Origin of the sequence: Cupriavidus sp. CuC1 (assembly GCF_044627735.1) — a bacterium.
GTDB classification, from domain to species: domain Bacteria; phylum Pseudomonadota; class Gammaproteobacteria; order Burkholderiales; family Burkholderiaceae; genus Cupriavidus; species Cupriavidus ulmosensis.
The window spans coordinates 1-23772 of sequence record NZ_JBIUHC010000003.1; the positions used below are offsets into that span (position 1 = coordinate 1).

24 protein-coding genes and 1 pseudogene are annotated in these 23772 nt (G+C 68.5%); 12 read left to right on the forward strand and 13 right to left on the reverse strand.

Annotation, left to right across the window (positions count from 1 at the left end):
• Positions 1 to 219: 219 nt before the first annotated feature.
• From ACGLHR_RS01560 to ACGLHR_RS01570, 3 genes are read right to left on the reverse strand one after another with little or no spacing between them, the layout of a single operon-like run.
• Entirely contained in the window at positions 220 to 720 is a 501-nt protein-coding gene (locus ACGLHR_RS01560) for a GDYXXLXY domain-containing protein (RefSeq protein WP_400091497.1), read from the reverse strand.
• Positions 717 to 1838 carry a DUF4401 domain-containing protein gene (locus ACGLHR_RS01565; protein WP_400091498.1) on the reverse strand — a complete coding sequence of 374 codons (1122 nt, stop codon included), beginning with the start codon at positions 1836 to 1838 and terminating at the stop codon, positions 717 to 719. Before ACGLHR_RS01565 ends, ACGLHR_RS01560 begins: the two co-directional genes overlap by 4 nt.
• Entirely contained in the window at positions 1835 to 2890 is a 1056-nt protein-coding gene (locus tag ACGLHR_RS01570) for a DUF2157 domain-containing protein (RefSeq protein WP_400091499.1), read from the reverse strand. The genes ACGLHR_RS01565 and ACGLHR_RS01570 overlap by 4 nt, the downstream gene beginning before the upstream one ends.
• A gap of 170 nt (positions 2891 to 3060) precedes the next feature.
• On the opposite strand from ACGLHR_RS01570, the gene ACGLHR_RS01575 reads away from it, so the two are divergent.
• Positions 3061 to 3828 (forward strand): 5'-methylthioadenosine/adenosylhomocysteine nucleosidase, encoded by a 768-nt coding sequence (locus ACGLHR_RS01575; protein WP_318231148.1) that lies wholly within the window; start codon positions 3061 to 3063, stop codon positions 3826 to 3828.
• Positions 3829 to 3863: 35 nt separating this feature from the next.
• Here ACGLHR_RS01575 and ACGLHR_RS01580 read toward each other — a convergent pair whose 3' ends face one another.
• Complete coding sequence (locus tag ACGLHR_RS01580) at positions 3864 to 4100, reverse strand: hypothetical protein (protein ID WP_318231149.1); 237 nt, start codon at positions 4098 to 4100, stop codon at positions 3864 to 3866.
• A gap of 253 nt (positions 4101 to 4353) precedes the next feature.
• Here ACGLHR_RS01580 and hemA point away from each other — a divergent pair, with 253 nt between their 5' ends.
• The 6 genes from hemA to ACGLHR_RS01610 all read left to right on the forward strand — a co-directional run bounded on the left by hemA (position 4354) and on the right by ACGLHR_RS01610 (position 9528).
• Entirely contained in the window at positions 4354 to 5658 is a 1305-nt protein-coding gene (gene hemA / locus ACGLHR_RS01585; RefSeq protein ID WP_400091608.1) for a glutamyl-tRNA reductase, read from the forward strand.
• 129 nt (positions 5659 to 5787) lie between these two features.
• Entirely contained in the window at positions 5788 to 6870 is a 1083-nt protein-coding gene (gene prfA, locus ACGLHR_RS01590) for a peptide chain release factor 1 (RefSeq protein ID WP_400091501.1), read from the forward strand.
• A gap of 224 nt (positions 6871 to 7094) precedes the next feature.
• Positions 7095 to 7421, forward strand: a complete 327-nt coding sequence (locus ACGLHR_RS01595; RefSeq protein ID WP_267605124.1) for a hypothetical protein — start codon at positions 7095 to 7097, stop codon at positions 7419 to 7421.
• Positions 7422 to 7544: 123 nt separating this feature from the next.
• Positions 7545 to 8471, forward strand: coding sequence for a peptide chain release factor N(5)-glutamine methyltransferase (prmC, locus tag ACGLHR_RS01600; RefSeq protein WP_400091503.1), 927 nt, complete (start codon positions 7545 to 7547; stop codon positions 8469 to 8471).
• A gap of 129 nt (positions 8472 to 8600) precedes the next feature.
• Complete coding sequence (gene grxD / locus ACGLHR_RS01605; protein WP_006162611.1) at positions 8601 to 8912, forward strand: Grx4 family monothiol glutaredoxin; 312 nt, start codon at positions 8601 to 8603, stop codon at positions 8910 to 8912.
• A gap of 7 nt (positions 8913 to 8919) precedes the next feature.
• Positions 8920 to 9528: a UbiX family flavin prenyltransferase gene (locus ACGLHR_RS01610; protein ID WP_318231152.1), complete on the forward strand. Its 609-nt coding sequence runs from the start codon at positions 8920 to 8922 to the stop codon at positions 9526 to 9528.
• 44 nt (positions 9529 to 9572) lie between these two features.
• Here ACGLHR_RS01610 and ACGLHR_RS01615 read toward each other — a convergent pair whose 3' ends face one another.
• From ACGLHR_RS01615 to ACGLHR_RS01625, 3 genes are all read right to left on the reverse strand, one after another.
• Complete coding sequence (locus ACGLHR_RS01615) at positions 9573 to 9803, reverse strand: hypothetical protein (RefSeq protein ID WP_400091506.1); 231 nt, start codon at positions 9801 to 9803, stop codon at positions 9573 to 9575.
• A 119-nt stretch (positions 9804 to 9922) separates the two neighbouring features.
• Positions 9923 to 11443, reverse strand: coding sequence for an aldehyde dehydrogenase family protein (locus tag ACGLHR_RS01620; RefSeq protein WP_318231153.1), 1521 nt, complete (start codon positions 11441 to 11443; stop codon positions 9923 to 9925).
• The gene (locus ACGLHR_RS01625) at positions 11440 to 12564 is read right to left on the reverse strand and encodes a saccharopine dehydrogenase C-terminal domain-containing protein (RefSeq protein ID WP_318231211.1); all 1125 of its coding nucleotides are present in this window, start codon (positions 12562 to 12564) and stop codon (positions 11440 to 11442) included. The genes ACGLHR_RS01620 and ACGLHR_RS01625 overlap by 4 nt, the downstream gene beginning before the upstream one ends.
• 317 nt (positions 12565 to 12881) lie before the next feature.
• Here ACGLHR_RS01625 and ACGLHR_RS01630 point away from each other — a divergent pair, with 317 nt between their 5' ends.
• Positions 12882 to 13331 carry an Lrp/AsnC family transcriptional regulator gene (locus ACGLHR_RS01630; protein WP_400091508.1) on the forward strand — a complete coding sequence of 150 codons (450 nt, stop codon included), beginning with the start codon at positions 12882 to 12884 and terminating at the stop codon, positions 13329 to 13331.
• Positions 13332 to 13431: 100 nt separating this feature from the next.
• Positions 13432 to 14240 (forward strand): annotated as a pseudogene (gene dapB, locus ACGLHR_RS01635) (4-hydroxy-tetrahydrodipicolinate reductase).
• Positions 14241 to 14288: 48 nt separating this feature from the next.
• On the opposite strand, the gene ACGLHR_RS01640 reads toward dapB, so the two are convergent.
• The 6 genes from ACGLHR_RS01640 to ACGLHR_RS01665 form a co-directional block, all read right to left on the reverse strand.
• Positions 14289 to 14957 (reverse strand): hypothetical protein, encoded by a 669-nt coding sequence (locus ACGLHR_RS01640; RefSeq protein WP_318231155.1) that lies wholly within the window; start codon positions 14955 to 14957, stop codon positions 14289 to 14291.
• A 96-nt stretch (positions 14958 to 15053) separates the two neighbouring features.
• Positions 15054 to 15335, reverse strand: a complete 282-nt coding sequence (locus ACGLHR_RS01645; RefSeq protein ID WP_400091510.1) for a hypothetical protein — start codon at positions 15333 to 15335, stop codon at positions 15054 to 15056.
• A gap of 126 nt (positions 15336 to 15461) precedes the next feature.
• Positions 15462 to 16946: a chloride channel protein gene (locus tag ACGLHR_RS01650; protein WP_400091512.1), complete on the reverse strand. Its 1485-nt coding sequence runs from the start codon at positions 16944 to 16946 to the stop codon at positions 15462 to 15464.
• Positions 16947 to 17075: 129 nt separating this feature from the next.
• The gene (locus ACGLHR_RS01655; protein WP_400091514.1) at positions 17076 to 18053 is read right to left on the reverse strand and encodes a Bug family tripartite tricarboxylate transporter substrate binding protein; all 978 of its coding nucleotides are present in this window, start codon (positions 18051 to 18053) and stop codon (positions 17076 to 17078) included.
• A 40-nt stretch (positions 18054 to 18093) separates the two neighbouring features.
• A complete protein-coding gene (locus ACGLHR_RS01660) occupies positions 18094 to 19599 on the reverse strand; it encodes an acyl-CoA synthetase (protein ID WP_400091516.1) in 1506 nt (501 codons plus the stop codon).
• Positions 19599 to 20531: an SDR family oxidoreductase gene (locus ACGLHR_RS01665; RefSeq protein WP_267605112.1), complete on the reverse strand. Its 933-nt coding sequence runs from the start codon at positions 20529 to 20531 to the stop codon at positions 19599 to 19601. The genes ACGLHR_RS01660 and ACGLHR_RS01665 overlap by 1 nt, the downstream gene beginning before the upstream one ends.
• 161 nt (positions 20532 to 20692) lie before the next feature.
• On the opposite strand from ACGLHR_RS01665, the gene ACGLHR_RS01670 reads away from it, so the two are divergent.
• The 3 genes from ACGLHR_RS01670 (at position 20693) to ACGLHR_RS01680 (ending at position 23710) form a co-directional block, all read left to right on the forward strand.
• A complete protein-coding gene (locus tag ACGLHR_RS01670) occupies positions 20693 to 21625 on the forward strand; it encodes a LysR family transcriptional regulator (protein ID WP_318231160.1) in 933 nt (310 codons plus the stop codon).
• Positions 21626 to 21771: 146 nt separating this feature from the next.
• Positions 21772 to 22308 carry a winged helix-turn-helix transcriptional regulator gene (locus tag ACGLHR_RS01675; protein ID WP_400091520.1) on the forward strand — a complete coding sequence of 179 codons (537 nt, stop codon included), beginning with the start codon at positions 21772 to 21774 and terminating at the stop codon, positions 22306 to 22308.
• Between the two features lie 97 nt (positions 22309 to 22405).
• Positions 22406 to 23710, forward strand: a complete 1305-nt coding sequence (locus tag ACGLHR_RS01680) for an MATE family efflux transporter (RefSeq protein ID WP_400091610.1) — start codon at positions 22406 to 22408, stop codon at positions 23708 to 23710.
• Positions 23711 to 23772: the final 62 nt, after the last annotated feature.

Below are 23772 nucleotides of genomic sequence, written 5' to 3' on the forward strand. Positions count from 1 at the left end.
TCTTTGCCTACTTTCTTGGCGAGACAAGAAAGTAGGTCGCCTCCCCGCAGGGGAGGTGAAACTGCCTTTGACTTTGAGCTTTTGACGTTAAGCAGTTGCTTTTGAAGTTAGGCAGTTGAATTTGCAGTGACGCAGCAACATGAATCGGCTCTGACGTCCCAGCCGATCCAGTCATGGTTGGCGCACAGCGGCATGCCGACGGCAACCAAGCCACTCCACTCACAACGCCTCCAGATCCCTCCCCCGCAACCCCACCAGCAGCGCCTGCCCATCCGGCCCCACGCGGAACTCGCCATAGCGTGCCTTCTCGAACCGCGCCGCCTGCCCTTCCTGGAAGAAGTACGCATCGGTGGACACCTGCGCCTGCACGCCGCCCCAGCGCGACGGCACGGTCTGGAAGCGCAGCAGTTGCTCACCCTCAGCCAGTGCCTCGCCCGCGTGCAGGCGCACCAGCGTGGCTTCGCCGCGTGCATCGCGGCGGATCACGGCGACTTGCTCGCGCGCGGGCTCGATGCCTTGCTGGCGGAGCGCCTCGCGGATGGCATCGGCGATGGCGAAGTTAAGGGCCATGTAGTCGCCTTGCATGAGCGAGCGCGGATCGACTGGCGCCAGGCGCAGGTAGACGATGTCGCCGTGCGCCAGCAGCCGTTCCTTGCCGGTGATGGCTAAGGCGGCGAGCCCGAGCGTGAGCACCCATGCCAACAGTATCCAGCGTTTCATGCTTGTCTCCTTGCACCGTCGCGATGCAGCGCCATGCGCAGCAGCAGCACGGCGATGCCGGCGCCGGCGAGCGTGACGGACTTGATCAGCAGCGTCCAGTGCAGCGCGCTGTAGTACCAGACGAAGCCGCTGCCGAGCGCGGCAACGGCCAGGCCCAGCCACGGCAGCGAGCCGCGGCGCAATGCCAGGCCAAGCGCGAGGGCGGCGGCGACTACCGCCGGCGCGCCGGCAAGCAGGATGCTGAAGAGCACGGCGCCGGCCAACGCCATGCCCCGCACCATCGGGCTTAACCGCAGCCGGCCTGCTTCGGCAAGGACAAAGGCCACGAGCACCGCGCCGAACAAGGCGCCGGCCAGCCAGTAGTTGCCGGCCTGGCGTCCGGTGTCGGCGTCAAACCACAGTGCGCCGGGCTGGCTGAGCCCGGTCCCCACCAGTGCGGCGCCAAGCGCGAACAGCAGCGTGGCGTCGGCGGCGGGCTCGATCCAGTTGTGCAGCCCGGCGGCGCAGAGCCGCCCCTCCGCCAGCACGAAGCCGGTGAGCAGCGTCATGGCGAGTGGCGCGAGCCAGCCCAGCGAGAAGCTCATGGCTTGCCAGCCGTGGCGCAAGCCGGGCGTCATGGCCAGGTGGAGCGCTAGCGCCACCGCCGTCCATACGCCCAGCGCGGCCAGGAAGCGATGCAGCCGGGTGCTGACCAGCACGTAGAGCACGGCCTCCAGCAGCGCCAGCGCGCCCCAGAAGGCGGCCGATTCGAGCAGGCGGGCGCCGCCGTAGGCCTGGCTCGCGCCGTACACGAGCAGCCCCTGGCCGCTGAGGCTGACGGCCAGCGCGAATTGCTCGAGCGCGGTGGCAGCCGCGCGGCGCCGGTACAGCACCGCGGCCAGCGCGATCATGGCAGCGCCGCAGGACGCCATTGCCGTGGCGTTGTCGCGCGCGGCCACAAACACCGAGCCGAGCAGGAAGACGAGGAAGAACACCGCGCCGAGCCAGCCCGCCAGGCCCATCAGCAGCCTGACAGCCCAGGGCGTGCGCGCTTGCGCGGCCTGCGGCTGCCCTTGCACCAGGCCGCGCGCGGCCAGGTCCTGCCACAGCGCTTTTACTGCGAGACGATCGCTGGTCATGCCGGCTCTCCATTGGGCGCGCCGCTCGGGGCCTGCCCGTGGTGTCGATAGGCGCGCAACAGCCATGCCGCGGCCGCGGCGGACAGGCCGATGGTCAGCAGCCCGAGGATCAGGAAGGCGCCGAACCCGGCCCCGTTGCCCTCCAGCAGCAGCCGGGCCATGCCGGTCACCAGCAGCACGATGACGGAGAAGCTGGCCAGGCTGAGCGCCACCACATCGAATGCCCGCAGCCGGAACCAGGCCAGCAGCGCGCCAAGCGTAAGCATGGCCACGCCGAACATGGCGGCGTCGAAGCGGTTGTGGACGATGCTGGCGAGGCCGAGCCAGCCCGCGTAGGCGCACGCCAGCGCGGCAAGGATGCGCGCGCCGGCCAGCCCGCGAAAGCCGTAGCCCGGCGCCAGTGCGCACAGCGCGAACCACAGCGCCAGCTGCGCCAGCGTGGCCGCCACCAGCGACAGCGTGGTGGCCCGCTCGCCGGCTGCGCCGAACAGCAGGTCGAACATGGCGCCCACGCCAAGACGCACGCTGAAATACCGGAGCAGCGCCACATTGGCCAGCACGATCACCAGCCACCAGTGCGGGGCCGCGCGTGCCGCCAGCGCCCACGGGATCGCCAGCAGTGCCCACAAGGCAAACAGCTGCCAGGCGTCGGCGCCGGTCTGGTACACCTGCCCGATCACGGCCAGCAGCACGCCGGCCACCACCTGGGCGCCGCAGAGCGCCGCCAGCCCCGCCAGGTCGGCAGGCGGGCGCAGCCAGGCGAATCCCGCCAACAGGGTGAGCGCGCCGGCCAGCAGGCCGAACTTGGCGAACTTGTGCAGGTCCTGCCAGTTGAAGGCGAAGAACACGATCACGCCGGCGCACAGCAGCGCCGCGCCCAGCATCAGCAACGTGCGGTCGAGCCAGGCCCGCCACTGGGCCGCGTCGGGCTCGGTACCCGGCCAGGCGGCGACGACGCCTTCTGCGCCAAGCGCGCCCTGCTCTCGCCAGTCCGCCAGCGCCTGGCGCATTGCCCGCCGGTCTTGTAAGCCCTGCATCGAGGTTGGCCGCATGGGTGTCCTATGTGATGGATACGCCAGTGCACTGTAGCAAAGGCGCCGCCCTCTGCGCAGCTTTCCTTGCGCGAGGACAGCGGGGGGTGCCGCCCTTCGCGGCGAGGCTTTGCGGCCGTGCCCCCTGCCCGGTATGCTGTGCGTTTTTCCCAATCCAGCCGCGCCCCGCCATGACCCTAGGTATCCTCGCCGCCATCCACGATGAAGTCGACGGCCTGATCGCCGCCATGCGCCACGACGACGCGCGCGCCACCGTGCAGCGCATCGGCATGCGCGACTATCACGTCGGCCACCTCCATGGCCAGCGCTGCGTGCTGGTGCTCGCGCGCATGGGCAAGGTGGCGGCGGCGGCCACCACGGTGACGCTGGTGCGCGAGTTCGGTGTGGACGAGATCGTCTTCACCGGCCTGGCCGGCGGCATCGGTGCCGAGACCCGGGTCGGGGATGTGGTGGTGGCGGACCGCACGCTGCAGCACGACCTGGACGCGCGGCCGTTTTTTGGCCGGCATGAGGTGCCGCTGCTGGAGCGCGCGGAATTCCCCACCGATCCGGGCTTGACCGCCGCGCTGCGCGAGGCCGTGGCGGGCTACCTGCGGGATGACCTGCCGGCTTCGGTGCCGGCCGACGTGCTGGCCCGCTTCGGGGTCAGCGCGCCCAGGCTGCATGTGGGGATGATCGCCAGCGGCGACCAGTTCATCGGCTCGCCCGCCGCCGCGGCCGAGTTGCGCGAGCGCTTGCCCGGCGTGCTGGCAGTGGAAATGGAAGGCGCCGCGGTGGCGCAGGTTTGCCATGAATATGGCGTGCGGCATGCGGTGATGCGCACGGTATCCGATCGGGCCGACGATACCGCGCACGTGGATTTTGCGGCGTTCCTGACGGACGTGGCCAGCCATTATTCCAGCGGGGTTTTGCAACGGTTTTTGGAGCAGCGCGGTTAATTCGGCATTCGAGCTCCGCGGGTATTAATTCAATCTCACCGTCCCCTGGCCACGCCCCCGACTCCGACCAGCACAGCCGCGCCCAGGATGGCCGCGAACCAACCCGCCATCTGCCCGTCGGCAAACCAATGCAGCCCCCGGCCGCCGTAAAACGCGGCCAGCGCGCCCAGTGCACCGAACACCACCGCCGCAAGCAGGCTGACCCGGCCCACAGGGTGCAGCCACCGGGCCGCCAGCCCAACCAGCACCCCTACCACCAGCGTACCCAACATCACTTTCTCCTGATTATCTGAATCTGGCGCGCTGTCTGGGGAGGCTCGCCAGGCGCCGCGCGTGGCCGTAACAATACGGTAAACCCGACCGTGCCCCGGCAAGATCCGCGCCGGGCGGTATAATGTAGCCCGGTTCGGCGGCGCTTTGCGCCGGAATCCGCGCTTGAATTCATGCCCGGATTGCACCTGACTCCCGCGCTGCAGCCTGCAAAGCCGCTGCCCGGAGCCCGGCCAGAGAGACATGCTCCCCACCATGCAACTGCTCGCGATCGGTATCAATCACACCACGGCGCCCGTCTCGCTGCGCGAGCGAGTGGCGTTTCCGCTTGAGCAGATCAAACCCGCCCTGGGCGCCTTGCGCACCCACCTGGCCGGCAAAAACGGCACCGAAGCCGCCATCCTTTCCACTTGCAACCGCACCGAGATCTACTGCGCCACCGATGTGCTGGTATCGGGCTCGGAAGGCTTCGAGCACACGCTGCGCTGGCTGGCGCAGCACCATAACGTGCCGGCCGGCGAACTCGCTCCCCACCTGTACGCGTTGCCGCAGTCCGAAGCCGTGCGCCATGCGTTCCGCGTGGCCAGCGGGCTGGATTCGATGGTGCTGGGCGAGACCCAGATCCTGGGCCAGTTGAAGGATGCGGTGCGCACCGCCGGTGAAGCCGGCGCGCTTGGCACCTACCTGAACCAGTTGTTCCAGCGCACGTTCGCGGTGGCCAAGGAAGTCCGCGGCCAGACCGAGATCGGCGCGCATTCGGTGTCCATGGCCGCCGCCGCGGTGCGCCTGGCCCAGCGGATTTTTGAAAGCGTCTCGACCCAGCGCGTGCTGTTTATCGGCGCGGGCGAGATGATCGAGCTGTGCGCCACGCACTTTGCAGCCCAAACGCCGCGCCAGATCGTGGTGGCCAACCGCACGGTCGAGCGCGGCGAACGGCTGGCCGAGCAACTGGCCGGCCAGGGCCTGACGACCGAGGCCATCCGCCTGTCGGACCTGGGCGCGCGCCTGCATGAGTTCGACATCGTGGTGTCGTGCACCGCCAGTTCCCTGCCCATCATCGGGCTGGGCGCGGTGGAGCGCGCCGTCAAGCTGCGCCGCCACCGCCCCATCATGATGGTGGACCTGGCCGTGCCGCGCGACGTGGAGCCCGAAGTCGCACGCCTGGATGACGTCTTCCTGTACACCGTGGATGACCTCGGCGCCATCGTGCGCGAGGGCAATGCCATGCGCCAGGCCGCCGTGGCCCAGGCGGAAGCCATTATCGAGAGCCGCGTGCAGAATTTCATGCACTGGCTGGAAACCCGCAGTGTGGTGCCGGTCATCCGCGACCTGCAGGCGCAAGGCGAGGCCATGCGCCTGGCCGAGCTGGAACGCGCGCGCCGCATGCTGGCGCGCGGCGACGACCCGGAAGCCGTGCTTGAAGCCCTCTCCGGGGCGCTCACCCGCAAATTCCTGCATGGCCCGACCCACGCCCTGAACCACACCCAGGGCGACGACCGCGAGACCTTGCTGCGCCTGGTGCCGGGCCTGTTCCGCCACAGCAGCCACTCCGAGCGCTAGCCGCGCTCACCTCGGCCGTGCGTGTCCTGCGCGCGGCCACCTTTGCGTTGCCTCCGGCCTTTGGCCCGCACGCATCCCCGGCAGCAAACATTCGCCTCCACCCGTTTCACCGCGCCCCTTCGGATCTCCATGAAAGCCAGCATGCTTGCCAAGCTCGACCAATTGTCCGAGCGACTCGACGAAGTCAACGCCCTGCTTGCGCGCGAAGATGCCACCGCCAAGATCGACCAATACCGCAAGCTCACGCGTGAGCACGCCGAACTGACGCCGGTGGCCGAGCAATACGCGCAGTACTGCCAGGCGCAGGAAGACCTGGCCACCGCACAGGCGTTGCTGGACGATCCCGAGATGAAGGAGTTCGCGGCCGATGAGATCACCGCGGCCCGCGAGCGGCTGGAAACGCTGCAAGGCAGCCTGCAGAAACTGCTGCTGCCCAAGGATCCCAACGACGAGCGCAACCTGCTGCTGGAAATCCGCGCGGGTGCGGGCGGCGAGGAAAGCGCGCTGTTTGCCGCCAACCTACTGCGCATGTACACGCGCTACGCCGAGCGCCAGCGCTGGCAGGTGGAGGTGATGAGCGAATCGGCGTCCGACCTGGGCGGCTATAAGGAGGTGATCATCCGGATTGCCGGCGATGCGGCCTTTTCCCGGCTGAAGTTCGAATCCGGCGGCCACCGCGTGCAGCGCGTGCCGGCCACCGAGGCGCAGGGGCGCATCCACACATCGGCCTGCACGGTGGCGGTCATGCCCGAGGCCGACGAGGTGACCGAGGTGGAAATCAATCCGGCCGACCTGCGCGTGGATACCTTCCGCGCATCCGGCGCCGGCGGCCAGCACGTGAACAAGACCGATTCGGCCGTGCGCCTTACCCACCTGCCCACCGGCATCGTGGTGGAGTGCCAGGACGACCGCAGCCAGCACCGCAACAAAGACAAGGCCATGAAGGTCCTGGCGGCCCGGCTGATGGACGCGAAGCTGCGCGCGGCGCAGGCGAAAGAGGCCAGCACCCGGCGCAACCTGATCGGCACCGGCGACAGAAGTGATCGTATCCGCACCTATAATTTCCCGCAGGGGCGGGTGACGGATCACCGTATCAACCTGACGCTCTACAAGATCGACATGATCATGGACGGCGATCTCGACGAGCTCCTGTCCGCATTGTCCGCGGAACACCAGGCGGATCAACTGGCGGCGCTGGGCGAAGGGCATTAATCGCTCGGCAATAACAGATTATTGCGACGATATAGCGGTCATTAAGGCAAACTTTTGGATCGCGCTGCATAAATCGCGATTTCTGAACGAAAACCTTTGTATCTGTTGTAAATGCTTGCAACAGCACTGGCGCGCCATTTTTCGCTGTCTATAATCGATTTCGACTGAGCCGCCAGACAGAGGTCGGCGTGTCGCCACTCGAAAACGGACAAAAGGACGAAATCATGAAGAAATTGCTCGCGCTGTTGATGATCACCGCCGCCATGGCTGCCTGCAGCAAGAAGGAAGAAGCCCCCGCCACGCCGAGCGCTGACAGCGCCATGCAGAGCGCCGCCGAATCCGCCAAGGCCGCCGCCAGCGACGCCGCATCCGCCGCCAGCAATGCCGCCGATGCTGCCAAGGCCGCTGCCAGCAGCGCTGCCGCCGATGTCTCCGTTGCCGCCGAAAAGGCCAAGGTAGACGCCGGCAATGCCATGGAAAAGGCTAAGGAAGCCGCCAAGGACGCTGTCAACGCCAGCGCCGACAAGGCCAAGGACGCCGTCAACAAGTAATCTGCACGCCACGGCGGCAAGGGGCTGGCGCACCGCGACCAGGCACCGCCGGCCAGGCAAGCGCGTTACACTGCAAACCCCGTCAGGGCACTCCCGACGGGGTTTTGTTTTTTTGCCTTCTCCATGCCCAGCACCACGTCCACCACGTCCACCGCCTCCTCCCCCAGCCCCAATGCCGCCGCACCGGTCCCACTGCCTGAGACGGCCACGGTACGCGATGCCCTGGCCCTGGCTGCGGCAGCCGGCTTGCCAGCGCTGGAGGCGCGCCTGCTGCTGAGCCATGTCACCGGGCTGACCCGCACACAGCTGATCACGCGCGACGACGAGACGCTTGCCCCGGCCCAGCGCGACAGCGTTGCCGCCTTGCTCGGGCGCCGCCTGGCCGGCGAGCCGGTGGCTTACTTGCTGGGTGAGCGGGAATTCTTCGGGCGCGCCTTCCGCGTCACCCCGGATGTGCTGATTCCGCGCCCGGACACGGAAATCGCCGTGGAAGCGGCCTTGAAGCTGCTGGCGCCGCTGGCTGCCCCCCGGGTGCTCGACATGGGCACCGGCTCCGGCGCGCTGGCCGTCACGCTGGCCTGCGAGCGGCCCGACGCCGAGGTCTGGGCCACCGATATCTCGCCCGGCGCGCTGCAAGTGGCGCAAGACAACGCGCGCGCGCTTGGCGCCGGCAATGTGCGCTTTCTTGCCTCCGACTGGTACGCCGCGCTGCCCGATGGCCTGCGCTTCGACCTGATCGTGAGCAATCCGCCCTATATCGCCGCCGGCGATCCGCACCTGGGCCAGGGCGACCTGCGCTTCGAGCCGATCGATGCGCTGACCGATCACGGCGATGGCTTGTCGGACCTTGGGACAATCGTGGCCGGGGCCGCCGCGCGCCTGCATGCGGGCGGCTGGCTGCTGATGGAGCACGGCTATGACCAGGGCCAGGCTGCCCGCGACCTGCTGGCCGCCGCCGGCATGGCCGAGATCTTCACCGCGCGCGACCTCGCCGGCCATGAACGCTGCAGCGGGGCTCGCCTGCCAACGCAGGCCGGGGCGGCCGCCTGAAGCAAGCGGCCGATTCCGGTAAAATCAATAACTTGATTGCATCAAGGCGCGCGTATCACGCGCGCCCTCCGATTTCCCGATAGCGGCGCCGGCCTTTACCGGCACCGCGAGCAACTGAAAAGAGACATCATGAGTGACGCGCAGCAAAAGATCGACCAGATCGTCAAGGGCAGCCCGGTGGTCCTGTTCATGAAGGGGACCGCCCAGTTCCCGATGTGCGGCTTCTCCGGCCGTGCCATCCAGATCCTGAAGGCCTGCGGCGTCGACGCACCGACCACGGTCAATGTGCTGGAAGACGATGGCATCCGCCAGGGCATCAAGACCTACGCCAACTGGCCGACCATTCCGCAACTCTATGTGAACGGCGAGTTCATCGGCGGCTCGGACATCATGATGGAGATGTACCAGAACGGCGAACTGCAATCGCTGCTCAAGGCCTGAGCGCGACATGACCGCAGCGGGTGCAGCGGGTGATGGCAAGCCGCGGCGCATCGTTGTCGCGATCACCGGCGCCACCGGCGCGGTCTATGGGGTCCGCCTGGTACAGATACTAGGCGCCGCGCCTGGCGTGGAGGCCCATCTGCTGATCTCGGCGGCGGGCGTGATGAACCTGCAGCACGAACTCGACATCAGCAAGGCCGAGGTGGAAGCCTTTGCCCACGTGGTCCACAACGTGCGCGATATCGGCGCCACCATTGCCAGCGGCTCCTTTGCCGCCCACGCGATGGTGGTGGCGCCCTGCTCCATGCGCACGCTGGCCGCGGTGGCGCATGGCCTGTCCGACAACCTCATCACCCGCGCCGCGGACGTCACGCTCAAGGAGCGCCGCAAGCTGGTGCTGATGGTGCGCGAAACGCCGTTGAACCTCGCGCACCTGCGCAATATGATCGCCGTCACCGAGATGGGCGGCATCATCTTTCCCCCGGTCCCCGGCTTCTACCAGAAGCCGCAGAGCGTGGCGGAACTGGTCGACCATACCGTCGGCCGCGTGCTCGACCTGATCGACGTACCGCAAACACTGGCGCCAAGCTGGGCCGGGCTCAACGGCCAGGCCTGACCCACAGGTTTTACCTCGTTCTATCCCGTGCTACCGCTCTCGCTTCAGTGCCAGTAGCGATAGCGGCGGCCACCGTAGTACCCGCCGCGATAGCCGTAGTAGCCACCATAAAAACCAGGGGCTACCACTACCGGCGGCGCGGCGTAGACCGGCGCCGGCGCCACTGCGACCTCGCCGCCACCATAGCCATAGCCGGGATAAGCCGGGTAGACCGCGCAGCCGCCAAGCATGGCGGCGGCGCCAGCCACCACGAGTCCCATCATCCATGTTTTCATCTCATCGTCCTTGTGGCTTGTTTAGCCATAAGAACGTTATACGGAGCGGTTTGGTAATACAGGGTCAATCTGCTGTAACCCTTGTTACGAATCGCAACGTTTGGATGAACGTAAAGGCCTCAAACCTCAAACCGAACCCCCTGCGCCAACGGCAACGCATCCCCATAGTTCACGGTATTGGTAGCGCGCCGCATATACCCCTTCCAGGCATCCGAGCCCGACTCACGTCCGCCGCCAGTCGCCTTCTCACCACCAAACGCACCTCCAATCTCCGCCCCGCTGGTGCCGATATTCACATTGGCGATCCCGCAATCGCTGCCGCTTGCCGACATGAAGCGTTCCGCCTCCCGCAGCGACTCGGTGAAGATGCAGGACGACAAGCCATGCTCCGAAGCGTTGTTCAGCGCGATGGCTTCGTCCAGCGTGGTGTACGGCATCACATAGAGAATCGGCGCGAAGGTTTCGCTCAGCATCATCTCGTGCTGGCGATCGGTCAGCACCAGCGCGGGCCGCACATACTCGGCATTGGGGTACTTTTCGGCCAGCACGCGCTCGCCGCCGTGCACGGTGTTGCCGTGCTCGCGGCAGCGGAGCAGCGCGGCGGCCATGGCGGCCCCCGCGGCGCCATCGATCAGCGGCCCGACCAGCGTTGTCTCGGCCAGCGGGTCGCCCACCGGCAGGCGGCCGAACACCTGGACCAAGCGCGTGGTCACGGCCTCCAGCACATCGACATGCACAAAGGCGCGGCGCAGCGACGTGCAGCGCTGCCCGGCCGTGCCCGCCGCCGCAAAGGTCATGGCGCGCACGGCGAGATCGAGATTGGCCGAGGGCGCGATGATCGCGGCATTGTTGCCGCCGAGTTCCAGGATGGCGCGCTTGAACCGCTCGGCGCAAGCGATGCCCACGGCGCGGCCCATGCGGGTAGAGCCAGTGGCGCTCACCAGCCGCACATCGGCGTGTTCCACCAGATGCTGGCCCAGCGCCGGCCCGCCCGAGAGCACGGTGGCGATGCCAACGTGCTGGGGCGCGGCGATCTCCAGCACGCCGTCAAGCAGGCTCTGCATGACCAGCGCGCTCAGCGGGGTCTTCTCCGACGGCTTCCAGATCACCCCGTTGCCGCACACCAGTGCCAGCGCCGCATTCCAGGCCCAGACCGCCACGGGGAAGTTGAAGGCCGAGATCACGCCGCACAGGCCATAGGGATGCCAGGTCTCGCGCATCGCATGCTGGGGCCGCTCGGACGCGATGGTGAGGCCATGCAACTGGCGCGACAGGCCGACCGCGAAGTCGCAGATGTCGATCATCTCCTGTACCTCGCCCAGCCCTTCCTGCAGGATCTTGCCGGCTTCGAGCGAGACCAGTTCGCCGAGATGCTTCTTGTGTTCGCGCAGCACTTCGCCAAAGCGCCGCACCACCTCGCCGCGCACCGGCGCGGGCACCAGCGCCCAGCTGGCTTGCGCCACGCGGGCGCGCTCGATGCGCGCGTCGGCCTCGGCGAGGCTGCAGGCGGGCAGGTGCCCGAATGCCTCGCCGTCGATGGGCGAGCGTACCGGCAAGGCGCCGGTGGGGCCTTCGCCGTCGCGCCACGGCGGCGTCAGCCCGATGGCCTGCCAGCAGGCCGCGAATTCCTTTGCTTTCATACCGTTGCCTCTTGAAGCGGATGACGGGTGTAGTGTCGGCCGAAACGGTTGGCCAGGAAAGTGTCCAGCGCCATCGCCTCTTGCGGCACGAAGCCGGCCTGCGGCAGTTCGCCGTTGGCCACCAGGTCCAGCGCGGTGCAGATGCCGGCCGCCGTGGTGAGCTGGATCGCATTGACGTGGCCGGCAGCCGTATCCGCGCCGCCGATGCGCACCGAGAACGACGCCTGCGTCAGCGGCCCGCGCCCACCTTTGCCGCCGCCCGCGGCATAGCCGGTGGCGTTGGCGAACACGATCACCACGTCCTGCTGCGTGGCGGGGATCGCGCTCTCGAAGATTTCCCGCATCCAGTCGCGGCGCTCGCGCAGGCGCAGGTCGTTGAGCAGCAGCTTCATCACCGCGCAGTGGCCCGGATAGCGGATCGACTTGTAGTCCACGTCGCGCGCCCGGCCCGCCAACGTCTCGGGCAAGGTGCCAAGCCCTCCTGAAGTATTAAAGGCCTCGTACTCGATGCCGTCCAGCGCGAAGCTCTCCAGCCCTTCCAGCGCCGGCACTTCCACGCGGCGCCCGTCGACGATGGCCTCGCACGGGTTGCAGTATTCGTTGATCAGCCCTTCCGTGCTCCAGGTCAGGTTGTACTTGAGCGCATTGCTCGGGTAGCGCGGCAGCGCGCCGACGCGCAACTTCAGGTCGAGCAGTTCGCCGCCGCCGCGCAGGAAGCGCTGGGCCAGGTCATTGCCGACCACGCCGATAAAGCCGGGGGCCAGCCCGCATTGCGGCATCAGCACGGAGCGCGCGCCATCGGCCAGGCGGCGAATGGCGTGGGTGGCGGCAACGTCTTCGGTCAGGTCGAAGTAATGTACGCCCAGGCTGGCCGCTACCGTGGCCACGCCGACCGCGGCGTGGAACGGCAGCGCGTTGAGCACGGCATCTGCGCCGCCGAGCAGCCAGGCGCAATCCTGGGTCTGGTCCGGGTCGCCGACACGCACGGCGATGCCTTCAGGCATGCCCTCGAGATGGGTGGGCTCGCGGTCGACCAGGGTCACGCGGTAGTCGCCGCTGTCATGCAGCATGACCGCGATGGTGCGGCCGATCTTGCCCGCGCCCAGCACGACCACGCGCATCGGCGTTTGCCGCGGCGTGCGCGCGGCGGTGGCGGCCGGAGTGACGGTACCTGGGTTGCCGGGCTGGGTGGTGAGTGCCGCGGCTTGGGTGTTCTGTCCAGTTTGGTCCAGATGGCCGGTTGGAATTTTGTAGGTCATGATGTCCCTCGTGGATCGCGAATGGAAGTTCCGTGACTGAAGTATGGTTGCGACCACAGTCAGAATGAAGGGACAAGATTGACGAAAGAGCCTCACAATCGAACGATTCGACGAAAATAACAGTCGAATCGACGAAATGCCCTTTCGCAGCCCTCGTTCAGCCGCATCCCCCGCCGCCCATGACCGACCTCGACCAGACCGACCGCCACCTGCTCTCCCTGCTGCAGGCCAACGCGCGCGAGAATGCCGCCAACCTCGCGCGCAAGCTCGGCATTGCCCGCACCACCGTGGTGGCCCGCATCGCGCGGCTGGAGCGCGAAGGCGTGATCGCCGGTTACGGCGTGCGGCTAGGCCAGCAGATGGAGGACAACGCCATCCTGGCGTTCTGCGGCATGTCGGTGATGCCGAAGAGCGCACCGGCGGTGGTGCGGGCGCTGCAGCGCTTTCCCGAAATCGAGGAGCTGAACTCGGTCAGCGGCCCGGTGGACTACATGGCGGTGATCCGCTGCGACACCCATGCCCGGCTGGACAAGCTGCTGGACGAAATCGGCGCGCTGGACGGCGTCAACCACACCACCACCTCGATCGTGCTGGCACGCAAGATCGACCGGCGCCGCGCCGCGGGCTGAGCCAGCGGCGCGCGCGGAAAAGGCTTATGCTGCACAGCTTGGCAGCCAGCCCGGCCAACCGGACACCCCGGAAAACCATCCAGATCAGGAGAGCAAGACCATGAGCAATCGCATTCGAGTCGCCGTGGGCGGCGTGACCGGCTGGGCCGGCGGCGAACTGGCGCGCGGCGTGGCCACGCGGATGACATGACGCTGGTGGCCGGGCTGTCGCGCGGCGCGGCTGGCCAGACCCTGGCGGCGCTGACCGCGCACAAGGGCACGCCCGGCGTGGCGGTGGCCAGCATCGACGAGCTGGCGCAGGGCGCCTTCGACGTTTATGTGGAATACACCAAGCCGGACATTGCCAAGCGCAACATCCTGCAGGCGCTGGCCAAGGGCGCGCACGTGGTGGTGGGCACGTCCGGGCTATCCGACGAGGACTATGCCGAGATCGACGCCGCCGCGCGCCAGGCCGGGCGCGGCGTGCTGGCCTGCGGCAACTTTGCCATTACCGTGGTGCTGCTGCAGAAGTTCGCCGAGATGGCCGCGCGCCACCTGGAGCACTGGGAAATCATCGACTACGCCAAGGCCGGCAAGATCGACGTGCCCTCCGGCACCGTGCGCGAGCTGGCGTATCGCCTGGGACAGGTCCGCGAAGCCAAGCAGGTGGTGCCCATCGACCAGGTCAAGGGCCCCCAGGAAACGCGTGGCGCAACGATGTCCGGCAGCCAGGTGCACGCCGTGCGACTGCCGGGCTATCAGTTGGGCGTGGAGGTGATCTTCGGCGCCGACGGGCAGCGCCTGCATCTGAAGCACGAGTCCGGCGACGGCTCAAAGCCGTATGTGTCGGGCGCCCTGCTGGCGATCCGCAAGGTGCATACCTTGACCGGGCTGGTGCGCGGTCTGGACAAGGTGATGGAAGGGCTTTGAGGACTTTGCGGACTTTGCGGCGTGCGCAGCGCCGCAAAGCCACAAACGCTACCAGCTGCCTTCCTTCCCCTTTTTCTCCCCGGCCTTGCCGCTCGGCGCCGCTTGCGGCGCCGACGCCGCCTTGGGGTTGAGCTGTTCCGCCATCGCGCTGTCCTGGTTGGCCATCAGCACGCGGGCCTGGGGCAGCAGCAGCTCGATGGTGCCGGTGGCGGGATCCTCCGGAATGGCATAGAGCTCCACGGTCAGCGGTTTTTTCATCCAGCCGGCATGCACGCTGGTGATGGGCTGGCCGGCCTTGTCCTTCATCTTCGTCTGCTCGGAGCGGAACGGCTTGCCGTAGCGCGCGGTGAGACTGTCCACCACGTCTTTCTCGGAGCGGACGCCGTCGGTTGGCACGATCACGCCGACCAGGGCGTTGCGGTCGACAAAGGCCACCACGTGGGGACCGTCCATGAAGGCGGGCCGCTTGTCGCGCGGCACGCCAACCTGGCGCATCACGCCGTCGCCACGCACTTCAACACACAGGGCGGTCACGTCGCGGCCGTCTGGGGTGCGCTTGTCGGCGCAATCGGGCAGCGTGGGCAGCGGGCTGCCAATCTCCAGGCTATCCAGCATCGGCGCCAGCTTGTCGGCGGCGCCATCCTTGGGGGCAGCGCCGGCCCAAGGCGAAATCAGCAGCAAGCTGGCAACGGCCAGCCCGGCGAGGGGGTATTTCATCCAGACTCCTGAGAAAAGCTCCAGGTTGGAGCACCCCCTGCGCGCGTGGTTCCTGCCACCCGCCACAAGATGGCATGGCAGGCACATTGCCGGGGGTTAATGCGTCATATTCATCACTGCGTTGGCCATGACCGCCAGCAACACCAGCATCAAGCCCCACAGCATCAGGCGCGGCACCCGGCTGGGCGGCAACTGCCGCCGCGGCGAGCGCGCCGACGACGGTAACGGCGCGCGCGGGCGGGTATGGCCATGCAGGCCGCGCGTATGCCAGACGGTGTCCGGCCCGAGGTCGCGCAAAGCGGTGCTTTCCTTGCTATGGGACTTCTGCGGCTGCGGGCGTGATGCGGCGTCAATGCCCGACGGTCGTCTTGTGGCCATCTGTGCTCCCCGGTTCGTGGTGCCGGCGCGGATCCTCCTGTGCCGCCGGTACACAGCGCCGGGTGCATGGCCCGGGCGCCGCCCATGGTAAGACAAAGCGGCACCCGGCACCATGGCCACGGCTCTTTATGTGGCGGGGGCCACTTTGCGCGTGGCTGCCAGGGCTTCGCGCCGGAAGGCATGGCCCACGTGGTGATAGAACGGGTGCGGGCAGAACTGGCGCGCCAGGAACGAGGCCAGCAGCGACGCCGCCAGCAGGAACAGGGTGAGGTCCTGCGAGCGCGTCATCTCCATCACGATCACGCTGGCGGTGATGGGCGCCTGGGTGGCGGCAGCCAGGAAGGCGGCCATCGACACCAGCGCCAGGACGCGCGGCTCTGTCATGCCGCCGAAGAGGTGGCCGACCCAGTCCGCCACATTGGCGCCGATGCCGGCACCGATAGCCAGCGAGGGGGTGAAGATGCCACCGGGAATGCCCGCGAAATACGAGACCACGGTCGCCGCCAGCTTGGCCACGCCGAACCACAGCGTGGCGTGCGGCTCGCCATTGATCAGGCCGGCGGCCTGTTCGTAGCCGGTGCCAAAGGTGGCGCCCCCGGTGGACCAGCCGATCACCGCGGCCACCAGGCCGCACAGGAAGGCCACCAGCACGGGATGCTGCAACGGCCAGGCGCGCAGCCGCGCCGGCATCAGCGCGGGCACGCCGCCGATCAGCAGCTTGGCAAACAGGCCGCCCAGCACGCCGTTGACCAGGGCGCACAGCAGTACCGGCCCCCAGGCATCGTGCAGTGCGAGGATCGGCGTCTTGACGCTGAAATAGGGATTGTTGCCAAGGATCGCCAGCGAGAGAAAGCCGGCGGTCAGCACCCCCGACAACACCAGCCGGTCCCAGCGCACGGCTGTACCGCGGCCGAGCTCCTCGATGGCGAACACCACGCCCGCCAGCGGCGTATTGAAGGCGGCGGCCAGCCCCCCGGCGGCGCCGGCGGCGATCAGCGCGTTGGGATGAAAGCCGATGCGAAAGCGCAGCTTTTCCTGGCACCAGCGCCCCCAGGCGAGCATGGCCGCGGCGCCCACCTGCACCGACGGCCCCTCGCGGCCGATGGAGGCGCCCGCCAGAAGGCCGCCGGTGGTCAGCAGCACTTTCCACATGGACTGGCGGAACGACACCAGCAGGGTCTGCGCCGGCCCCGCCGGAGGCAGGCCGAACGCGGCGATCACCTGTGGGATGCCGCTGCCACGCGCCTGCGGCGCCAGGCGGATCGTGAGCCAGCGCAGCGCGGCCAGCCCGAGGGGCAGCAGCACGAAGGCCAGCCAGGGCGTGGCGGCCGCCAGCTGCGCGTTCCAGCGCAGGGCCACCTCGGCAATCCACGCGAAGATCAGGGAGAACAGCGCCACGCCGCCGGCGCCGCACATGAAGACGGCGTAGCGCAGGGTGGTGCGGGAGATACGCCACATCTGGCGCGACTTGCGGCCCGCGGCCATGCGGGCGCGACGGCGCAGCGCGCGCAGCCGGTCGCGGTCGGAGGCGCGCTCGGAAACGCGGTCGGAAGCGTTGCCAGGATCGGACGGCTCGGGACCTTGGCTGTGATTTGGCGTGACGTCGTTCATGGAGCGGCAGGCGTGGGCGAAGAAATGCCGTGACCAGCCCGAGGGCCGGAATCATCACGGCGTGATGGAACTATACGCCGATCGCCTCCAGGCATGCCGCGCACAAAGCGCGCACCAGACGCCCTCCACTCAGTCCAGGCTGATGCTGTTGGCGCGGATGACCTTGCCCCAATGCTCGCGATCCGCCTCCACGTAGCGGTCGATCTCGGCCTGGCTGCGCGGCGGCTGGATCACCAGACCCAATGCGCTGAAGGTCGCCCGGAAGTGCGGATCCTTGAGGACCTGCGCGGCTGCGGCCTGCAGCTTTTCCACCACGTCCGGCGGCGTCTGCGCCGGCACGGCGAGCCCGAACCAGGTTGCGGCCTGGAAGTTGGGATAGCCGCCTTCGGCCACGGTCGGTACATTGGGCAGCACTTCCAGCCGGGTGCGGCCGGTGACCGCCAGCGCGCGCAGCTTGCCGCCCTTGATGTGCGGCAGCGAGGTGCTGACCACGTCCACCATCAGTTGCACATCGTTGGCGAGCAGCGCCGAGAGCGCCGGCGCGCTGCCGTTGTACGGCACATGGGTGACCGAGATCCCGAGCTCGGTCTTGAGCATTTCGGTGGCGAGCTGCAGCGCGTTGCCCAGGCCGACCGAGGCGTAGTTGAGCTTGCCGCCGCTGGCCTTGGCGTAGGCCGCGAACTCGCGGATGCTGGTCGCCGGCACCTGGCTGTTGGTCACCACCACCAGCGGCGCCTCGGCACCAACGGTAAAGATCCGGAAGTCGCGCGGCGGATCGTAGGCGATCTTCTTGTAGAGCATGGGGTTGAGCACCATGCTGCCGTTGGTGGCCAGCACCATGGTGTAGCCGTCGGCGGGCGCGCGCGCCACGCTTTGCGTGCCGATCATGGTGGCGGCGCCAGGGCGGTTCTCCACCACCACCGTCTGCTTGAGCACACGGCTCATGCCATCAGCCAGCCCACGCCCGAACTGGTCGGTGGAGCCGCCCGGCGTGTAGGGCACTACCAGCTTGATGGGACGGTCGGGATAGGCGGCAGCCGCGAGTTGCGAACAGGCGAAGAGGGCGGCGCCGGCCCAGGCGCGCCATCCGGTTTTCCAGCTATGCATTGCGTAGTCTCCTTGGTTTTTCTGATGTCTGGTGCCCCGCTCAAACCCGCCGCGTACGCCCTTCCCAGTACTGGTCGCGCAGGCGGCGCTTGGCCAGCTTGCCGGTATCGTCGCGCGGCAGCAGCGCCTCCACCACGATGGTGCGCGGCACCTTGAAGCCGGACAGGCGCTGGCGCAGCCACTCGATGATGGCCCCCTCCTCCAGCGTGGCCCCCGCCACGGGTTGCACCATGGCCAGCAGGCGCTCGCCGTATTCGTCGTCGGGCGCGCCAAACACCACGCAGTCGGCCACGCCGGGATAGAGCACCAGCTCGTGCTCGATCTCGGCCGGGTAGATGTTCACGCCGCCGGAGATCACCATGTCGGAGGCGCGGTCACAGATAAAGAGGTAGCCGTCCGCATCCAGGTAGCCCATGTCGCCCAGGCTCACCAGGCCGTCGCGGTCGATGGCGCGGCGGGCGGCCTCGTTGTTGCGATAGGTGAAGTCCGGGTAGGCGGGCTGGCGCACATAGACCAGGCCGATCTCGCCGGGCGCGCAGGCAACGCCCTGCGCATCCAGGATGCGCACTTCGCCCTGGTCCACCGGGCGGCCCGCCGTGCCAGGCTTGGCCACGGCGTCGGCGGGGGTGGCCACGGTAATCATGCCGGCCTCGCTCGAAGCGTAGGTTTCGTGGACCACAGGGCCCAACCAGTCCAGCATGGCGCGCTTGACCTCGGGCGCGCACGGCGCGCCAGTCGATGCGACAAAGCGCAGCGAAGACAAGTCGTAACGGGCGCGCACTTCGGGCGGCACCTTGAGCATGCGCACGTACATGATCGGCACCAGGTAGAGCACGTCGATGCGGTGCTTCTCCACCAGCGCCAGCACGTGCTCCGGATCGAAGCGTGCGCACAGCACCAGGCGCTCGCCGAGCTGCAGCGCGTTCTGGATGAACACGCCCGGTGCGCTGTGATACAGCGGCGCGGCCATCAGCGCGCGCGTGCCCTGTACGATGCCCATGGTCTGCGCCACCACCGAGCGCATGCGCGCGAGCTGCTCGGCCAGCATGGTCAGCGGCGGCGCGGCGCGCAGCACGCCCTTGGGGCGGCCGGTGGTGCCGGAGGTGTAGGCCATGTGGCCGCGCGGCGCCACGCGCGGGCCGTCATACGGTTGCTGCGCGGCGAGCCAGCTTGCGTAGTCGGTGGCGCCCGCGGGGCTGCCCTGGCCCGGCGCGGCCACGGCCAGCACCTGCACGCTTGCGGGCACCACGGCGCGCACGCCGTCCAGCAGGTCGGCGCCGACGATCAAGGCGCAGGCGCCGCTGTCGGTCAACAGGAAGCGGATTTCCTCGGCGGTGAAGTGCCAGTTGATCGGGCAATAGTAAGTGCCGGCCGTGCGGCAGGCGTGCACGATATCGGCAAAGACCGGGTCATTGCGCAGCAGCACCGCGACCACGTCGCCTTCGGCCAGGCCGAGCGCGCGCAGGCCGCCGGCCAGGCGCGCGCCGCGCTCACTCAGTTCGGCGCCGGTACGGTGGGTGTCTTCAAACCAGAGGTCAGCGGCCATCAGTTGTCTCCAGCCTGGCTAGGCTTGGTGGTAGGGGTGGTCGGGGTCGGTGCGTTGACAGTGCGGCCGGCACGATCGGCCGCGTTCCTGGCCGCGATGCGCTCACGCGCGGCTTGCCACTCGGCATCGCCCCAATCCAGGTACTGCTTGAAATAAGCGCCGTTGGCGAGGTAATCGCCACCATCCAGCGCAATGGTCTGTCCGTTGATCCAGGAGTTGTCGCGGGCCAGCAGGAAGGCGGCCAGGTTGCCGATATCCTGCGGCTGGCCGATGCGGCCCGTGGGGTTCTGGCCGCTCATGGCGTCTTGCTGCGAGTCCTGCGGGCGCAGGCGCGAGCCCGCGCCTTCGGTCGGGATCACGCCCGGCGCGATGGCGTTGCAGCGGATGCCGTGGCGACCCCACTCCACGGCCAGCGACTTGGTCATTGCATCCACGCCCGCCTTGGACATGGCAGAGGGCACCACGAAGGGCGAGCCGGTCCAGACCCAGGTCACGACGATGGAGAGCACCGAGCCAGGATGGCCGTCGCGGATCCAGCGCTTGCCCACGGCCTGCGTGGTGTAGAAGGTGCCGCGAAAGACGATGTCGGAGATGGCGTGGAAGGCGTTGGGCGACAGGTCCTCGGTGCGGCTGATGAAGTTGCCTGCGGCGTTGTTGACCAGGCAGTCGAGCGGGCCGTGCCGGGTCCAGATGGTCTCGATCATGGCGTCGACGGCAGCCGCGTCGCGGATATCCACCGCGTGGGTCACGACCTTGGTGCCGTGCTGGTGGCGCAGCATCTCGGCGGCCTCGTCCAGCACCGCCAGCCGGCGCCCACACAGGTGCAACTCTGCCCCCAGCCCGGCCAGGCGCTCGGCCATGATCAGGCCCAGCCCGGTGCCGCCACCGGTGATCAGCACGCGCTGGCCGGCGAAAAGATCGTTCTTGAACATGGTGTCTCCTGCTTGTTGTAGGGCGGCGTGGCGCCTGCCTGGCCCCGTCGTGGCAATCCGCCAGGGCATGGTCACTGTAGCCCCGGTTCCCGGCATCGACAATTCCCTCGTGGAAACTCACAATGTTGCATCAGACGCGACAATTCTCCATGGAATCCCGGATGGACCTCAACCTGATCCAGGCCTTCGTCGACATCGTCGAGGCCGGCAATTTGTCCGAGGCGGGCCGGCGGCGCGGCGTCACGCGCTCGCAGGTCAGCCGCCAGCTGCGCGAGCTGGAGCACCAGGCCGGCGCGCAGTTGCTGCGCCGGACCACGCGCCGGCTGGAGCTGACCGAGCCGGGGGGCGCGCTCTACCAGCACGGCCTGCGCATCCTGCAGGAAGTGGCGGCGGCCCAGGCGGAGATCGACAGCTTGGGCACCACCCTGCGCGGCCATGTGCGGGTGAGCGTGCCGACCGGGCTGGGCGACACCTTCCTCGCGCCGCTGCTGCTGGAATTCACCGGGCGGCATCCCGGCATCTCGCTGCGGGTGTTCTTTGCCAACCGCGTGGTGGACCTGATCGCCGCGGAGATCGACGTGGCGCTCAAGGTCACCTCGCAGCCACCGCTGGACCACGTGGCGCGCGACATCTGCGCCATCGACTGGCAGCTCTGCGCCTCGCCCGGCTACCTGGCGCGCCACGGCCCGCTGCTAACCCCGGCCGACCTGGCGCGCTGCCAGTTCCTGTGCCCGCCCTACCCCGCGCGGCGCTTCGTGCTCACGCTCAACCGCGGCGAGCAGCGCGAGGAAGTGGAACTGAGCCCGCACCTGCAATCCGAGCATTTCCCCTTCCTGATGCGCGCGGTACGCGACGGCCACGGCGTGGGCCTGCTGCCCGTCTACGCCGGCTGGGACGATGTGCGCGAAGGCCGCCTGGTGCCGGTGCTGACCGGATGGAAACCGGAAGGATTGGGCAGCCGGCTCTACATCATCACCACACCCAACCTGCATCCGTCGATGGCCACGCGCGCCTTGATCGACTTCCTGCGCGAGCGGATTCCGGCGCTGGATGTCTTCAGCGGCCCGGGCGATGCCGCTTTGTGCGCACCCTGATCCGCTTTGGCGCGGGTCTCCCCGCACGCCACTCGCAGCACGCCAGCGAACTTTCAAAGTGCAAGTTAAGATACGCCGGAACCGCTGGCTTGCAAAATGCAAGTAAAAAATCCGAGCCAACCCTGCAAGCCGCGCGAAAGGAGACCATGGGACATACCGACTTTGCCAGCATGCCTTGCCCGATTGCCCGCTCGATGGCGGTACTGGGCGAGCGCTGGGCCATTCTTTTGTTACGCGAGGCGTTCTACGGCAGCACCCGCTTTGACGAATTCCAGCGCCACCTGGGCATCGCGCCCAACATCCTCAGCGCGCGCCTCAAGACGCTGGCGGAACACGGCATGCTGGAGCGTGTGCCAGCACCCGACAGCGCGCGGCACGTCTACCACCTCACAGAAAAAGGCCGCGACTTCTTCCCCGCCTTCGTGGCGCTGAAGGCCTGGGCCGACCGCTGGATGACCGACGAGCGCGGCCCGCTCACCTTGCTGCAGGACAAGCACACCGGCGCGGAGATCGCCACGCCGGCGCTGGCCCGCCCGGACGGCAGCCCGCTGACGCTGGACGACCTGCGCGTGGCCCCCGGCCCGGGCGCGGGCGGCTATCTGCGGCGGCGCTTTGGCGCCGCTGCCGACCCGCAAGCCACGAACGACCCGCTGACGGAAGAATCGGTGTCCAGCCATGAGTGAGCCGCAAGCCAATCCCATGGCCGCAGCCGCGATGGCGCCGGCCGCAGGCACGGCCGCACCCATTGCCACCCCCATTGCCACCCCCACACACCCGCTGATGCGCGAACTGATGCGCCGCATCCTGGTGCTGGCCGCGCCCACCAGCCTGATCGCCTTGCTGCAGGCCGGCGCGCAACTGATCGAGACCTGGCTGGCGGCACGCCAAGGCACGGCGGCGCTGGCGGGCTGGGCGGTGGTGCTGCCATTTGCCTTGCTGCTACAGCAGATGTCCACCGGCGCCATGGGTGGCGGCGTGGCAGCGGCCATCGCCCGCGCGCTGGGCGCGAACAAGCGCGAGGAAGCCTCGTCGCTGGTGCTGCACGCGCTCATCATCGCGCTCACGGCGGGCCTGGCGTTTGCCGTGGCGATGGCCGGCTTCGCGCACGGCATCCTGGGCGCGGTGGCGGGGCAGACCGCGGCCGACGCGGCCGCCACGTATGCGATCTGGCTGTTCGGCGCCGGCGCGGTGCCGGCCTGGCTGGCCAACACGCTGGCATCGGTGCTGCGCGGTGGTGGCCGCCATGCGCTGGCGGCGCGGGTGCTGTCGCTGATGTGGATCGTCTTCCCGGTGCTGGCCTGGACGCTGGCCGAACCGGTGGGCATGGGCCTGGCCGGCATCGGCGCGTCGCTGGCGGCGGTGTCGTGGGCGGCAGCGCTGGCCATGGCCTGGGTGGTGCTGCGGGGCGGCGCGGGGTTCGTGCCGATGCTGCGGATCCGCCCGTCGCGCGCGCTGTTCACCCGCATCCTGTCGGTGGGGCTGGTGGCCTGCGCGCTGGCCTCGGTAGCCAACCTGTCCACCATCCTGGTGACCGCACAGCTGCGCCACTACGGCACCGCCGCAGTAGCCGCTTACGGCATCTCGGCGCGGCTGGAGTTCCTGATGATTCCGCTGGCGTTCGGCGTGGGCTCGGCGCTGACCGCGCTGGTGGGCCTCTCGGTGGGCGCGGGCGACTGGGCCACCGCGCGCCGCACGGCGTGGGCCGGTGCGTTGATGGCACTGGCGCTGGCCGGTGCGGTCGGTGCCGTGGTGGGGCTGGCGCCGGATACCTTTGTCGGGTTCTTCACCAAGGATGCCGAGGTGGCCAGCATCGCCGCGCGCGCGCTGTCCTGGGTAGCGCCGGCCTTCGGCGGCTTCGGGCTGGGCATGGCGCTGTATTTTGCGTCGATGGGCGCCGGCCGCATGGGCTGGCCGATCGCGGCCGGCATCTCGCGCATCGCGCTGGCCGCCGGCGGCGGCTGGGTGCTGGCCAATGTCGCGGGCATGGGCCTGGACGGGCATTTCCTGGGCGTGGCGCTTGGCATCACTGCCTACGGCGTGGTGACGGCGTTCGGCGTGCGCGACGCTAACTGGTCGGCGCGCTGAGGCTGAGGCGGGCGGCGAATCGCGGCGAGCTGCGCATCTTGCTTCGGTGGGTTCGGCCATGC